This window comes from Jutongia hominis, assembly GCF_014384965.1.
GTDB lineage: Bacteria > Bacillota > Clostridia > Lachnospirales > Lachnospiraceae > Butyribacter > Butyribacter hominis.
Map to the genome: position 1 here is coordinate 37,988 of NZ_JACRSW010000014.1, position 15,050 is coordinate 53,037.

Here is a 15,050-nt window from a genome sequence, read left to right on the forward strand (position 1 = left end):
CTATCGAAAAACACAGTATCTTTTTTTGCACTTTATCCTCTATGATACAATTATTTATGATTGCTTGTCAATCTTTTTCATTGCCTGAACTGCTTTTTCCAATTCTTTCAAGAGCATCTCCATTCTATTTTCATAAGCATATAAAGACCGGTACTTTTTTTGTCCGGCTATGGCGATTTCCTCTAACTTTTCCTCTGCTTGCAATAATTTCCAAAATGAATCCTGTGTTTTTAACTGTGCAAAATGATATCCGAGATATTCCTTTCGGTCTGTAAAATTTGTTTCTAATGCTTCACAGGGATCACTGACTACCACAGCACCACAGCAAAATGCATTTGTGATACGATCATGCATTGCTTCGCGAAAAAGGGGTTGTACATTCAGTACTGTCTTTGTATTGGCAATATACGACAGAGATTCCTGATACGAACAGGATGGGTGAAAATGAAATGCTTTGTTCTTATATAATTGAGAGTACTCCCAGTTATCTCCTACAATATCCATCACAATATCATGAGAGGCGAACTGCTCTAATACAAATTCACGAAGTCCGGCTCTTACATAGCGGTCAACAAAACGTACCCGGTATATCCTTTCAGCATCCATCTCTTTTTCATCTTCCTTAGCAAGGCTTTTGTATAGGTTTTCAAAATCTTCTCTGCTTCCCTGTATACATAATGAAAGGATCTCTTTTGCGATCAACAGATCCGACGCATTCCGCTCTTTGATCTGATCTTCTAAATACGACAACGGGATATAGGTTGCCGGAAATAAAAAGGCATATTTGCGTTTTGAAAAGGGGATTTGTTTCTCTGGCACTTTTGCTAAAAAAGGCAATGCAATGACATGGTGGATATGCGGATATTTTTTTTGAAGATATCTTTTATGATGTTCATCCAGACAGATTACGCATTCTTTTTGATAAGGAACCTGTAAAGACGGGTGCAAATGTAATGGATGATCTAAAATCCTATGAAAAAACGGAATATCCAGTTGTTCCAAAAAAAGCGTATCATCCTGATAAATCCCCGGAAGCTGTGAATTGATATCAAAAATCGCATCAAAGGATTTTTTTGAAAATGTTTCTAATTTCTGTGGATCATTACAAAGCGCATCATAATCAAAAAATTCGACTTCTATCTTCTTTTGTTTAAAAAAGCGGCTCAAACGATCAATCAGATAATAAGAAGATCCATAACATAATCGTCTGGACTCTACAAAAAGAACTTTTTTCATGGAATCTCTGTTCTCTCCTTTTCTTTCAAACTCTTTCAGGTTCGTTCATTCACCTTGAAAAGCAAATGTCAGCTTTGCTGTCACCGTCTGTTTTAGAGACTCGTTACATTCTGTTTTTTACTCACAAATCCGTTCTTGCAAAGTTTTATTTTTTTGTTGGGATATCACTTAATTTTTTGTTAGCAACTGCCCAGTTCTTCTCGTCCGGTGCTGAAGTTCCTTTTCGCTTTGTCTTCTTTTTTTGCTCTTCTTCTTTGACACCCATCTCATGGTAAATATGCGCAGCAAAAGCAACCGCAGCAGCCATGACAACCAATGCCAGAACAAATTCTACTGCTTTTGGTACCACATGGATATCATACAACCCCTGTGGAAGATAAAAGATTGTATGCAAACCGATCGCATATGCCATCAGACGCTTACACAACTTTGAATTACGAAAAGCCTGAAAGATCATAACAGACAACGCAATCTGTAACGCAAAAGATGCTACCGCGATCAGGCCATTCAGGATACAGTCAGCCGATGTCATTCCTTTTAAGACATTCAGGATCGTAGCAGGAAGTTCTTTTACCGTAGCATCATTTGAATTGATCAGAGTTGCTGCCACATAGTATTGTAAGTTTCCCCAGCCAAGTGTAAACATACAGGCAAGACCGGCATGTCCGAGACCATAACTGATCGCTGTTTCTCTCTCTTTTCCATCCTGCTCGGTCATAAAACGTTTAAATGCTACCAGCCGTCCAAATTCTTCCAGTATTGCCGTGATCAGACCGGTACACAACGCCAGTGCCAATGCATTCGAACGGATTGCTTTTCCGATTGGATGACCTGCCTGGATCAAGATCATATAGGGAATCGAAGTGAATAATTGTGAGAACACAAAATAAGCTCCCATACCTATAAATACCGGACGAAAACTTTTATGATGGCGCATCTTCCATACCAATACAAATACAACCGGGAAAATAAAACTGATAACGGCTATCTCCAATAAAAAATTTAAAACTGCTGTCTGAATCATTACAATCTCCTTTTTCTTCTTTATAATTTGAATCGTTTCTTACTATTCTTACATGTATTCTTTTATCTCTTAACTTTTATCTGTTTGTTATCTCTGACTTTTCATGCCTGACTTTTTAATCTTATTTCTGTCTTGTTTGATCATCTTCATATAGATCTTCTTACTGTTTGTTATTTTTACTTTCTGATCTGTTTATTGTTCTTATAAAGAAATAATGATAGCAAAATATAAAAACAGATTTTTTGATCTTTTTATTGTTCATTGCTCAACAATTCAATATAATGTTTTGCATTCCGGGTATTATGTGCAATCTCTCCCGGTGTCATATTGCGCATACGTTTTGCCGGGTTTCCAAAAGCAATCGTATTATCCGGAATATGCATTCCCTGTGTGACCAAAGCACCGGCACCAATAATACAGTTTTTGCCGATCACTGCTCCATTTAACAGGATTGCCCCCATACCGATCACAGTATTGTCTCCTATCGTGCAGCCATGTACAACGGCATTATGACCGATCGAAACATACTCTCCGATCCTGACCGGATAATCTTTATCGGTATGGATCGTTACGTTATCCTGTACATTCGATCCATTGCCAATCTGTATGCTGTCACAGTCACCTCTTACTACCGCATTGTACCATATGCCAACCTGATTCCCAAGAGAAACCTGACCGGTCACATGCGCTCCTTTTGCCAAAAATATCTTTTTATCCATATATCCTCCTGCTATATTTATCTTACCCTATAGGATCATAGATTCCTTTTTTGCTCTAACCTTATAAGCATACCATATTTTCGGATTTTTTTGCCTTAAAATATTCTTATTTTTCAAAGACATTTCTAAATCTCTTTACAAAACCAAGCTTATCCCATAGAATATGACAAGACACACAAAAAAGTCATAAAAATACAGATTGGAGAATATCGAATGAATAACGATGTAATCGCAGTAGTTGCAGGAAACGAGATCACAGAGACAGATTTTGCTGCATTTACCAAAAATCTTCCGGCACAGCAGCAGGCATATTTACAGAATCCTGAAGCAGTTGCTTATTTTAAAGAGCAATTTGTCGCACTTCACCTTTTTGCAGAATATGGACGTGAAGAGAAACTGACAGAAACTGAAGAATTCAAGGCCATCATGAAGCAGACAGAACGTGATGTATTAAGCCAGTTAGTAATGCAGAAAATCTTTAAAGACATTCAGATCACTGACGAGGATGCACAAACTTACTATGATGCAAACAAAGAAAAGTTCCAAAAGCCTGAGACAGTCAGTGCAAAACACATTTTAATGGACACAGAGGATACTTTAGAAACGATCAAAAAAGATATTGAAAACGGTGTGATCACTTTTGAAGATGCCGCAAAAGAAAACTCTACCTGCCCTTCCGGTCAAAAAGCCGGTGACCTTGGCGAATTCGGACGCGGCCAGATGGTAAAGGAATTTGAAGATGCTGCTTTTGCCGCTAAAATCGGCGAAGTAGTCGGACCGGTAAAGACACAGTTTGGCTACCACCTGATCAAAGTAGAAAAACGTTCCGATGCTGCTATCGCACCATTTACAGATGTAAAAGAAAATGTCAAAAACACCCTTCTTCGCGAAAAACAGCAGGAAGCCTACAACAAAACATTAGCACAGTTGAAAGAAAAATATTGCTAATCACACACATCTGACATAATAACAGCGATTTTGAAATCAATAATGCATCCTTTCACAAACGTCTGTTTCGTATTTCTATTTTGTTTTTTCTTTTGGAAAGACACGACGTATGGTTAGGATATCTGATTTTTAAGCTTTTTTGCTGATTGGGTGCGGGTCATAACTATAGGGGCGACTCAGCCTGAGTAGCATTGCTGTGTAGGGCACGCTTCCGCTTCGCAAAGCCACGTAGCGCACACATAGCACATTAAAAAGGCAGATCATCTTTTTAATGCGCAAGTGGCGACGGGCTTAGAGAGCCCAAACAGCAATGTACATCAGGACTGGCCCTGCCCCTATATCAGATGAGAGCACCCATAATCAGGGCAAAAAAGCAAAAAATCTTAGATATCCTTAGCATACGAAACAGTGCTTCAAAAGAAAAGAACAAATAGAAATACGGATACACTCTGTTTATAGGATGCATTCGTATTTCAAAATCGCTGTTTATTTATTGCTTATATTGTGATTAGCAATATTTTTTTAGAGGGTAGATATGATGTCTGCTACAATCTGGTCTTTGGTCAGATGATTTGCTTTGAGGACATCTTCTACGTTGTAGCGGTCAAGGAATTCCTTTTTCAAGCCAAAGTTTAAGACTTTGACATTGGAATTTCCATAGAAACGTGTGATCTTTTCGCCAAAACCGCCATCTAAGATACCATCTTCTAATGTTACAACGACATCATGATCTTTCTTTAAGTCTTCTAACATAGCCTGATCAATGCCTGTGATGTAATATGGATTGATCACGGTTGCTTTTGTACCGGTTTTTGCTTCTATTTCCGCAGCAACTTCTTTTGCAAGAGAATAAAATGTTCCGAGTCCGATCAACGCTGCCTTGCTTCCTTTTTGTGTCATTTCATATGTGTTGATCTTAGAGAAATCTTTTGTAACTTCTTTTCCATCCGAGATCATTGTGCTACCCGGTGTTCGGATCGCAACCGGATGTTCGTTCTGTTCCATACTCCAGTCTAACATTGCAAGATACTCTTCTTTGGTCGTTGGTGCAAGGTAGACGAGATTTGGAATATTTGAAAGCATTGCAATATCATATAATCCAAGATGTGTCACATCATTCATGCCATAAACTGTTCCCCAATATACAACCATTGTTGCAGCATTTCCATTGATGCAAAGATCCTGTGAGATCTGGTCATATGTTCTTTGAACAAAGCTGCTGTAGACACCCCAGATCGGCTTACCGCCATTTGCTGCAATGCCGGAAGCTAATGCAACAGCCGTTTCTTCTGCAATTCCCACATCGACAAACTGGCTTCCGGCTTCTTTTCGTTTATCTGCCGTAAAACCAAGTACCGTTGGTGTACCCGATGTAATTGCAACAACCGTTGGATCTTTTTTCATCTTGTCAAGCAGATACTTCACTGTAACATCAGAGTAATCTTCAGACACTTCCTCTACTAAAGGTTTCCCTGTATCCATATGGAAAGGTCCGCTGTAATGCCACGTTTCTTTGTCTTTTTCTGCCGGTAGATACCCTTTTCCTTTTTGGGTACGAATATGCACGACAACTGCTTTCTTCGTATCTTTTACTTTCTTAAAGCCCTCGATCAGACTTGCTACATCATTTCCTTGATCTATATAGAGATAATCTAATCCCATTGCCTTAAAAAGATTGCATTCCGCCTGTCCTTTGGTTTCTCGTAAAAGTTTCAGATTTTGGTAGAGTCCGCCATGATTTTCGGCAATTGACATATCATTATCATTGACAATAATAATAAGATTGCCATTTAATTCTGCTGCATAATCAAGACCTTCTAATGCTTCTCCACCGCTTAAAGATCCATCTCCTATCACGGCAATGACGTTATATTTTTCATGCTTTAAATCTCTTGCTTTTGCCAGACCACAGGCAAGACTTACCGACGTAGAAGTATGACCGATTGTAAAATGATCATGCTCACTTTCGTGTGGATTACTATATCCTGATACATCATCATAATGTTCCTCATATAAATATGCATCTTTTCTTCCGGTAAGCATCTTATGCGGATACGTCTGGTGTGATACATCATATACTATCTTATCTTCCGGAGAAGAAAAGACATAATGTAATGCGATCGTTGCTTCCACCATACCAAAGTTTGGTCCAAAATGTCCGCCATGGATGCTTGCACGCGTTAATAATGCCGTACGCATTTCTTCTGCCAACTGTGTCATTTCTTCTACCGATAATTTTTTTACATCTTCCGGTCCGTTGATCTTTTCTATATACATCTTAATCCTCCCATGATAATTTTCCTGTTTTGACTGCAATTTCATAACGGGATATCTTATAATCCAGTTTGTCTAATGCTTTTTGCAATTTTTCTTTCTGTTCATTTAAGCTTTCTTTTTGTTCTACAAGAAGCTGTAATCTTGCAGGTATGGTTTCATCTCCCTGTTGAAAGAGTTTTACATACTCAATAATGGATTCGACTGCAAGACCGGCACTTCTCATACAAATTGCAAGTTCTACCCAGCCAAGATCATCTTCCTGATAATTTCGAATACCGCCGCTTGTCCGGGTTACTTTCGGGATCACACCGATCCGTTCATAGTATCGAAGTGTATCCTGTGAAATCTGATACTTTTCACTTACCTCTTTGATCGTCACATCGCTCACCGCCTTTTTGGATTCAAAAAAATAATACAATACCTTGCTTTTTTAAATTTTGTCTTAAACTACTTTCGATTTGTATTGTAGCACTTGGAGTTTGCTCTAAGTCAAGTGCTTTTTTGAAAACTTTTAAAAAATTGCTAAATTTCAATTGGGGAGTCAAAAGCCGGTTTTATAACAAATATATTTTTAAATCTGACCGGTTTTCTGATTATATAAAAAGAAGGAAATGTGTTACTCTCTGCTGTACAAACCAGCTGTTTGTGCATGAGAGATACCTTTCCTTCTTTTTATGATTTAACAATATGTTATTTTGTGATTATATTTTCTTATTTATGTACTTTCCTTTACTGCTTTGATAGCAAACAGTATGCATTTTACATTTCAAACTTTCCCTGACAATCAGCTTTTTAGTCTCCTCTTTATGCTTCCGGGCAGCAGTCTAATGCATTTGAAATGTCAGCGATCAAATCTTCTTTGTCTTCGAGTCCTAAGCTGATCCGGATCAATTCTGCAGGAACGCCTGCTTCTTTTAATTGTTCATCATTCAGCTGTCTGTGTGTTGAAGTTGCAGGATTTAAACAGCATGTTCTTGCATCCGCTACATGAGTTTCGATCGCACCAAGCTTTAAGTTTTGCATAAATGCCGAAGCTGCTTTGCGTCCACCCTTTAATCCAAATGATACAACACCGCATCCACCATTTGGAAGATATTTCTTTGCTCTTTCATAATATGGACTTGATGGAAGTCCCGGATAATTGACATAAGCAACTTTAGGATGCTTTTCTAAAAACTCTGCAACAGCCTGTCCGTTCTCTACATGCTTTGGCATACGCACATGAAGAGATTCCAGACCGAGGTTCAGAATAAATGCATGCTGTGGTGACTGGATTGATCCAAGATCACGCATGATCTGTGCGGTACATTTTGTAATAAATGCCCCTTCTTTTCCAAACTTCTTTGCATATGTAATCCCATGATAACTTTCATCCGGTGTACAAAGTCCCGGATATTTATCCGCATGTGCCATCCAGTCAAAACGTCCGCTGTCTACAATCGCTCCACCAACAGCCGCTCCATGACCATCCATGTATTTTGTTGTAGAATGCGTTACAATATCTGCTCCCCATTCAAATGGACGGCAATTTACCGGTGTTGGAAATGTATTATCCACGATCAATGGTACACCATGTGCATGGGCCGCCTTGGCAAAAAGCTCGATATCAAGCACGGTTAGCGCCGGATTAGCGATCGTTTCACCAAAAACCAACTTTGTATTTGGCTGAAATGCCGCGTTTAATTCCTCTTCTGTCGCATCCGGTGACACAAACGTTGCCGTAATTCCCATTTTCTTCATCGTAACAGATATCAGATTAAATGTTCCGCCATAAATCGAAGAAGAAGCAACAATATGATCACCACATTCGCAAATGTTAAACATTGCAAAGAAATTCGCTGCCTGACCGGATGATGTCAGCATTGCTGCGCTTCCACCTTCCATGGATGCAATCTTTGCTGCTACATGATCGTTTGTCGGGTTTTGCAAACGGGTATAAAAATAGCCTTCTGCTTCCAGATCAAAAAGTCTTCCCATATCTTCACTCGTATTGTACTTAAAAGTCGTTGATTGCACGATCGGGATCTGTCTTGGTTCTCCATTTCCCGGTGTATATCCTGCCTGAACGCATTTTGTGCCTATTGTATAATCTTTCATAGCTTCCTCCTTTTTATACATATATATATCAAAAAAATACAATTATTTTAATTGTATCACTTTCCAAAATTTATGTCAAAAATCCTTTAAAACACGATAATTCCAGATAAACATCAAATAAAGCCAATGTATTTTCACTAAAACCATCAAAAAAACATAAAGAGATATACATAATAAATACATACATTATCATGTATACCTCTTTAATTCAACATTTTGAAAAAATTATTTTGAAAAAATTATTTTGAAAAACGATTGATAATTTCACGGATTGATATCGCATTTTCTTCGTTATCCTGCACGATCTGTGTCAAATTCTGTGTCATCTTTCTTGTCTGCTCAACCTTTTCTAACACATGCTCTGTACTGTTCTTGAATTCTTCCGGATTCTTTTGTACCTGATCAATCTGACTTTGAATATCAGTAACTGCCTTAACAAACGCATCAGAGCATTCGCTCATTTCATGAATGATTTCCTGGATCTGTGCAATCGAATCATTGTATTCATTCGTAGCTGTGACAAAATCCTGGAACTGTGTCTTGATATCATTTTCCATAAAGGCAATAATATTATCAAAACAGCCTTCTACCATAGTAATATTTTGCTTCGTATCTTCACAGATTTCCTGGATCGCTGTCGCTGTATCTCTTGAAATATTAGCAAGATTTCCTATCTCATCCGCTACAATACTAAAGCCTCTTCCGGCTTCACCGGCTCTGGCAGCTTCAATCGACGCATTCAAAGATAACAGATTCGTCTGGCTTGTGATCGACAGGATCTGTTTTGCCATTTCATCAATCTGTGTTAAGGATTGTAAATTCACAATTGCTTCCTGAATAGCCTGATGATTTTCTTCAATCTTTGTATTTGCATTGTCAAGAGAAGAACTTGCAATATCACGCATATCAAGCACTTTTTTCATCAACTCTGAACTCTTCTCATTACCAATGCGAATCTTACTTTCCACATCCGATACAACAGCTGATATCTCTCCAATTCCTTCATCTACCTGCTCTACCGTCTGATTGATCGTGTCTGTATGCTTTGCAAATTGTTCTGTAGTCGTGGCATTTTCACCTACACATTGCATTAAGACTTCTGAAGAATCTGTCATATTTTCAGCAGAAGAATTTAAAGAATCAGAACATTTTTCTAATTTTGTAACAATATACTCAAAGGAATCATTTAAGGAATCTAATGCTGTTGCAATCTGTCCTACTTCACTATTCGTATTGATATACTTCTGTAAACGTGGATCTTTTGAAATTTTTAAGTTTTTTAATGCTAACAGATCCTTTGTTACATAATCAAGAGGCTTCGTATATCCATGGATAAAGAACCATGACAAAAATGCGATCAATAAGAACGAAATTACACAGATAACTGCTAATTCATTCATTGTTTTATACACATCTGCATACAGCTCTTTCTCATTTGCTTTTGCAACAACTGCCCAGTCATGTTCTGCATTATATTTATATGACAAAACGTAATTTATGTTTTTACTGTCTTTGTATGTTAAGACATCTGCAGATTTATTTTTATTCTGGCTTATATGCGTAATAATGTCTGCAATCCCTTTGTCTTTGACTTCCTTCGTTATCAATGATTTATTCTTATCAAAAATATACATTTTAGAGGTAACATTGATCATAGAATATTTGGCACATTCATTCTTAGCCTTTGTCTTGTCTAACATGTTTTCCAGCTTTTTCATAAATGGTCCACCACCAACATAACCAAGGATTGTTGTACCATCCGAATCAAATACAGGACAATACATAGAAAGAATCAGCTTTCCGGAAGCCGGAGAAATGATAATTCCTGCATCATACAAGCCATTTTCTTTTGTCATTGCATTTTGCAATTGTTTTAATGAATCTCCTTTTCGAGTGTACATACCTATCACTTTTTTGTTCGAATGTGCTATTATATGTGTATTCCACTCTGCCACATATAATCCTTCCCAGTTGTCTAAACCGGCATAATACTTTTCTGTAAATGCCTGTGCTTTTTCTTTTTTAGACACATTATTCAAGTCCTTTAAATAATCTACAACTTCCGGACTAATACTGTACTTTTTTAGTAAATCCTCCTGATGTGCCACATACTCATCCACTAATGCAGCCTGTGAATTCAATGATGTTTTCATTTTTTCTTTTGCAGATGTTTTCATAAGACGTGTCATTCCTGACTGTGTTGTCACATATAAAAACGAAAGGCAAAGGATCGAAAAAAAAGAAATCACAATTGTAAGTGCTGTTTTCATCTTCATATTTTTTATCATACATATCTCCTCCAATATATTTTTCTTATTATAGCAAAAATGAGTCAATATGTATTTCATTTTTAAGACATTTATTATACAATATAGACAAATCGTTCAAATAAATAATAGTTAAAGGAGATTTTAAATGCAAACAACAATTACATCCTATCACTCTGTTTTAATGCTCTTTCACCAAGCAACCGGTATTCCATTTTGCATATTTGACTCAGCAGCGAATGTAATCTTTCGTGACCCTGTCATTGAAACTATGGAATGTTCTCGTAAAAGCTTAAGTCAATATGATAAAATGATACAAATGTATGCTTCATCCGTTCCTGTTGTGATCACCTCCGTTGCTTGTTATTTTGCTTTACTTCCATTAGATAATAAACTTAATATTATACTAGGTCCAGTCTCATCCGTCCCACTGACTTTTCATGATTTTTGCCTGTATAATAACTTTATGGAAGATACTGATGATCTCCTGCATCTTTATCTTATTATGCAAAGGTGCCCTTTATTTTCGCTTTCCCGATTTACGGAAAATATTTCCCTTTTTCTTAAATTAGTGTTAAAAAAAGACATTCGATCTTCTGAAATCTTAGCTAATCAAAAAGAGATATACCCTGATAGAAACATGAAATGCAGAGATGTCAAAGAGCAAATGCCAGAGTACTATGGCATTAACGAAACCATCACCTTCCAAAAGCAGATATTATATCATATCAAAAATGGAAATATTGCAAAAATAGAAAAAGCATTTGATACATCTGACTTTTTTCTTCATATAAACTTTGGTATTTCAACTATAGAAGAGAAACAAAAATTTTATATGATATACGTTTCACTTTGCTGTGTTACAGCATTAGAAGCAGGTGTGTCAAATGCCAAAGCAGTTCCACTTTTAGACTCCTACCTTTCCAAAATATCTTCTATCCATTCAATAAGCGATCTTTTTATTCTTTGCCGGAAAGTATCTCTCAACTATTGTCATTTAGTATGCTTAATGCAACATAATGCATCTTCCTCTATCATTGTAATGGAATGTTTGCAATACATCCAGGATCATATCCAGTCGCGAATCACACTAAACGATCTGGCAACTTATTGTAATACCAGTGTTCGAACAGTCAGTCGGGAATTTAAGAAGTACTATCCCGTCTCTGCATCAGTATGTATAATGCAGCAAAAATTAAAAGAAGCAGCTTTTTTGCTGACACATACAAATATGAAACTTATAGAGATAAGTACATATTTAGGTTTTTCAGCACAAAGTCACTTCACTACCATTTTCAAAAAACAATACCATTGCACCCCTCAAAAATTTCGTATTGAGCATGCCCTCTCTCATCCTCACAAACAACCATAACATTTAAAAATGCTGTTGTTTCTTCCAGACATACATGACAAGTCTTTGCGGAATGATCTTAGATAGCACATGACAGGTTTTGACATACCAGCCATAGACAGAGATATCTTTTCCTTTTTTTGCATCTTTGACTGCTTTTTTTGCAACAAAATGAGGCATTACGATTCCCCAAAAGCAATTGACGGATTTTTTTGCCCCGATCTTGCCCGCCTGTATGAAATCGGTATGCATCCATCCCGGACAAACTGCGGTTGCACTAATCCTACATTCCTTTAACTCCCGATGCAATGCTCTGGTATAATTTCGTACAAAGGCTTTGGTTGCTGCATAAATGTTCAGATACGGTAATGGCTGGAAGGATGCCTGTGATGCAATATTAATAATATGACTGCCTGCAGACATATACGGAATGCTATACAGCCCCATCGCAACAACACTATTGACATTAAGCTGTATCATATTAAGTGATTGCGATACAGAAATATCATTATATGCACCAAATTTTCCATAGCCGGCATTATTGACCAGATAGCTGATATGAATAGAACCTTTCGTATATTCTTTTGTAAATATTTCGATCTGTTCTATGTCCGAAAGATCATAAGAAAAGATCCTGATTTTTGATCCGAATTCTTTTTGCAATTTTTCTAATTTATCTTTTTTTCTGGCCACTGCCCAGATTTCCTGAATCGAATCATCCTTTGTAAAAAGACGTACAAATTCGCGTCCGAGTCCACCGCTGGCTCCAGTGATGACAGCAATATTTTTTGGCATATTTTCTACTCTTTCTTTCCTATCATAATAACAAAACACAGGATGCCGGCAAAGCTTATAATACTCCACTGACATCCCAAACGTTTTCATTGCTATATTATACTGTCATTACAAATGATTTTATTCACAGTAATTCTCATTAACATATTCTTCAATCGCTTTACTGTCTCCCGGCATTCTACAGCCAATAATATACTCACCATCATTATCAGAACTTCGTATAATACATCCGGTTAATGGTTTGTTTCCAATCACATCAAAGTTTTCCACCTGTACACGGAGATCTTTTCCTTTTGCAATTGCAAAGTTTTTATCTGTTGTTGAGAAAGCAAAACCATTCGCACTGATATTAACCATATGTCCATTATATGGTCTTTCACTGCCTTCTAATACAATTTCGCATTGGTTATTTAATGGCATACGAGGATATTTTCTTCTATTATAAACTTGTGGATTTGCCTCAATATGAATCTTATATTGACCTTTTTCATTTGATTTACAACGTCGCAATGCAATGTCATGCCAACAGTATAATACATTGTCTACAACAATGTTTAAGCGAAATCTTGCATTTTTATCTGCTAAAATACTGCTATCTGCATCTTCAAAAGAAATATAAATTTCTTTGTCCATACGGTCTGTTACTTCTCCTAAGTATTCTGTATTCTGTCTGCCACTGCCTTTTGGCTGTGCAACAGAAATCTTCATACCACGACGAATATCCTGTACTCCCATGAAACCGCCTACACCAAGTTCACCCATCAGTTTGCCGACAACCTGCTCAATATCAAGTGCACTCTTTGCACTCGCTTCATACTTGCTTAACATCGTTTTTGTCGTAACCTCAGCACCATTGATGCTTTCTGTCATGATATCCATGACTTCTCCAACCTGATTCATATTTTCTGTTAATGTCTGGTTAGAATTTTCTACTTCTTTGACAGCCTGATCGACGATTTTGATATTTTCTCCAAGACGTGTAGCATCATGCGTAATATTAGTCACACTTTGGTTGACATTGGATACCTTTTCAATATTGATCTGGATTAGTTTGACGGTTTCTGCAATCGAATCCATCATCTTTTCAGAAGTCACTTCCAAATGAGACAATGCATCCATAATACTGTTAGAAGAAGCCTGTGTACCACTACTTAGATCACGGATCTCATCTGCAACAACAGCAAATCCCTTTCCTGCTTCGCCGGCTCTTGCCGCTTCTATCGAAGCATTCAATGCAAGCAGATTGGTTTTGGATGTAATGCCTTCAATCGTACTTGTTTCTTCTTTTACATTTGCAAATCCAATCTTAAAGTCCTCTAAAATCTTTTCTACTTCTGTAGATAAATCAGCCATTTTATTTGTAATCTCAACCACTTCTGTCAGCTCTTCTGCACTGACATTCGAGTGTTCCACGGATGCTCCAATCAATGTAACAACCTGATCCATTTGTTCTGCTACATTTTTCACCTGATGGTCAATCACTTTCGTCATTTCAATAGAAGATTCCGTTTTATCATTTAAAACACCATTATTGGTAGAAAGTGTCTTCATATCTTTCATAACATCATTCGCACCCGTCTTGTTCTCATCCGCAAGCTCACGAACGACTGTCACACCATCCACGACAGCATTACTTGCTTCCTTAACCTGCTCTACAGTCTGAACGACACGGTTTAAGTTATTTTCAATTGAACCGGTTAATGCACTATCGGACGCTACCAGATGACGGATTGCCATGTTTGTACAGGCATAACTGCATAGTACGATCGCAAATTGCAATACACATTCTGCACTCGACACAAAATCCATCATTCCCTTTACCATGCCTTTGTATACATTACTTGATGCTAACACAAACACTGTCAGCCACATCATGATCCTTACAAACTTAGGATCTTTATACAGAACCAGAATGGAAATCAATGGAAGGATAAAAACAAAAGAAATCTCATCCAACGATACCCATGCAATAACAGAATACAAAAGGATATAACCTATTCCTGCAATCCATCTATATCTGTCATATGCCGGACCTTTAACCTTACAAAGAATGCCGGCAACCAGAAATGTTCCCCAGCCAACTACAGCATAAATCGCAAAAAAGTTTGCCGACAGTTTTCCGGAATGCACTTTCGAACCATAAAAGATCGTAATGATCACAATCAATGCCAGCCAGACAATTCCTGCCATTCTGTTTGCTTTTGCCCTAAAAAATTCTTCATTGTACTTTTGCATATTTTTCCTCATTTCCGAGCGACTTATCGTAAAAAAGCACATTTCACTCTGTACTGCTTTCTTTGTACCGGTTACCTGCTTTCGTTCTTTTTACAGATAAT

General features: G+C 37.4%; 12 protein-coding genes. 2 read left to right on the forward strand and 10 right to left on the reverse strand.

All coding sequences use genetic code 11. The features are described from left to right. Positions 1-54 precede the first annotated feature (54 nt). From H8700_RS03930 to H8700_RS03940, 3 genes are all read right to left on the reverse strand, one after another. A complete protein-coding gene (locus H8700_RS03930; RefSeq protein WP_249303264.1) occupies positions 55-1,236 on the reverse strand; it encodes a glycosyltransferase family protein in 1,182 nt (393 codons plus the stop codon). A 145-nt stretch (positions 1,237-1,381) separates the two neighbouring features. After that, a complete protein-coding gene (locus tag H8700_RS03935) occupies positions 1,382-2,260 on the reverse strand; it encodes a YhfC family glutamic-type intramembrane protease (protein ID WP_249303266.1) in 879 nt (292 codons plus the stop codon). 251 nt (positions 2,261-2,511) lie between these two features. After that, complete coding sequence (locus tag H8700_RS03940; protein ID WP_249303268.1) at positions 2,512-2,979, reverse strand: gamma carbonic anhydrase family protein; 468 nt, start codon at positions 2,977-2,979, stop codon at positions 2,512-2,514. A gap of 213 nt (positions 2,980-3,192) precedes the next feature. Between H8700_RS03940 and H8700_RS03945 the strand changes: the two genes are divergently transcribed. Then, positions 3,193-3,927, forward strand: coding sequence for a peptidylprolyl isomerase (locus tag H8700_RS03945; protein ID WP_249303274.1), 735 nt, complete (start codon positions 3,193-3,195; stop codon positions 3,925-3,927). 522 nt (positions 3,928-4,449) lie between these two features. Here the strand turns inward: H8700_RS03945 and H8700_RS03950 are convergent. From H8700_RS03950 to H8700_RS03965, 5 genes are all read right to left on the reverse strand, one after another. Next, entirely contained in the window at positions 4,450-6,204 is a 1,755-nt protein-coding gene (locus H8700_RS03950; protein WP_249303278.1) for a 1-deoxy-D-xylulose-5-phosphate synthase, read from the reverse strand. Position 6,205: 1 nt separating this feature from the next. Continuing rightward, a complete protein-coding gene (locus H8700_RS03955) occupies positions 6,206-6,583 on the reverse strand; it encodes a MerR family transcriptional regulator (RefSeq protein WP_249303284.1) in 378 nt (125 codons plus the stop codon). A 425-nt stretch (positions 6,584-7,008) separates the two neighbouring features. Further along, entirely contained in the window at positions 7,009-8,301 is a 1,293-nt protein-coding gene (locus H8700_RS03960) for an O-acetylhomoserine aminocarboxypropyltransferase/cysteine synthase family protein (protein ID WP_249303287.1), read from the reverse strand. Between the two features lie 70 nt (positions 8,302-8,371). After that, positions 8,372-8,494, reverse strand: a complete 123-nt coding sequence (locus H8700_RS12175; RefSeq protein WP_283242187.1) for a hypothetical protein — start codon at positions 8,492-8,494, stop codon at positions 8,372-8,374. Between the two features lie 46 nt (positions 8,495-8,540). After that, entirely contained in the window at positions 8,541-10,589 is a 2,049-nt protein-coding gene (locus H8700_RS03965; RefSeq protein ID WP_249303290.1) for a methyl-accepting chemotaxis protein, read from the reverse strand. Between the two features lie 127 nt (positions 10,590-10,716). Between H8700_RS03965 and H8700_RS03970 the strand changes: the two genes are divergently transcribed. Next, on the forward strand, positions 10,717-11,940 hold the full coding sequence (locus tag H8700_RS03970) for an AraC family transcriptional regulator (protein ID WP_249303293.1): 1,224 nt from the start codon (positions 10,717-10,719) through the stop codon (positions 11,938-11,940). 3 nt (positions 11,941-11,943) lie between these two features. Here the strand turns inward: H8700_RS03970 and H8700_RS03975 are convergent, their stop codons facing one another. After that, a complete protein-coding gene (locus H8700_RS03975; protein WP_249303296.1) occupies positions 11,944-12,714 on the reverse strand; it encodes an SDR family NAD(P)-dependent oxidoreductase in 771 nt (256 codons plus the stop codon). Positions 12,715-12,834: 120 nt separating this feature from the next. Continuing rightward, a complete protein-coding gene (locus H8700_RS03980; protein WP_249303299.1) occupies positions 12,835-14,949 on the reverse strand; it encodes a methyl-accepting chemotaxis protein in 2,115 nt (704 codons plus the stop codon). Positions 14,950-15,050 lie beyond the last annotated feature (101 nt).

Coding starts and splice junctions, on each gene's coding strand:
- H8700_RS03980 (WP_249303299.1), bottom strand. CDS start 14,949: ATGCAAAAGTACAATGAAGAATTTTTTAGGGCAAAAGCAAACAGAATG.
- H8700_RS03935 (WP_249303266.1), bottom strand. CDS start 2,260: ATGATTCAGACAGCAGTTTTAAATTTTTTATTGGAGATAGCCGTTATC.
- H8700_RS03970 (WP_249303293.1), top strand. CDS start 10,717: ATGCAAACAACAATTACATCCTATCACTCTGTTTTAATGCTCTTTCAC.
- H8700_RS03930 (WP_249303264.1), bottom strand. CDS start 1,236: ATGAAAAAAGTTCTTTTTGTAGAGTCCAGACGATTATGTTATGGATCT.
- H8700_RS03965 (WP_249303290.1), bottom strand. CDS start 10,589: ATGATAAAAAATATGAAGATGAAAACAGCACTTACAATTGTGATTTCT.
- H8700_RS03950 (WP_249303278.1), bottom strand. CDS start 6,204: ATGTATATAGAAAAGATCAACGGACCGGAAGATGTAAAAAAATTATCG.
- H8700_RS03975 (WP_249303296.1), bottom strand. CDS start 12,714: ATGCCAAAAAATATTGCTGTCATCACTGGAGCCAGCGGTGGACTCGGA.
- H8700_RS03945 (WP_249303274.1), top strand. CDS start 3,193: ATGAATAACGATGTAATCGCAGTAGTTGCAGGAAACGAGATCACAGAG.
- H8700_RS03940 (WP_249303268.1), bottom strand. CDS start 2,979: ATGGATAAAAAGATATTTTTGGCAAAAGGAGCGCATGTGACCGGTCAG.
- H8700_RS12175 (WP_283242187.1), bottom strand. CDS start 8,494: ATGATAATGTATGTATTTATTATGTATATCTCTTTATGTTTTTTTGAT.
- H8700_RS03960 (WP_249303287.1), bottom strand. CDS start 8,301: ATGAAAGATTATACAATAGGCACAAAATGCGTTCAGGCAGGATATACA.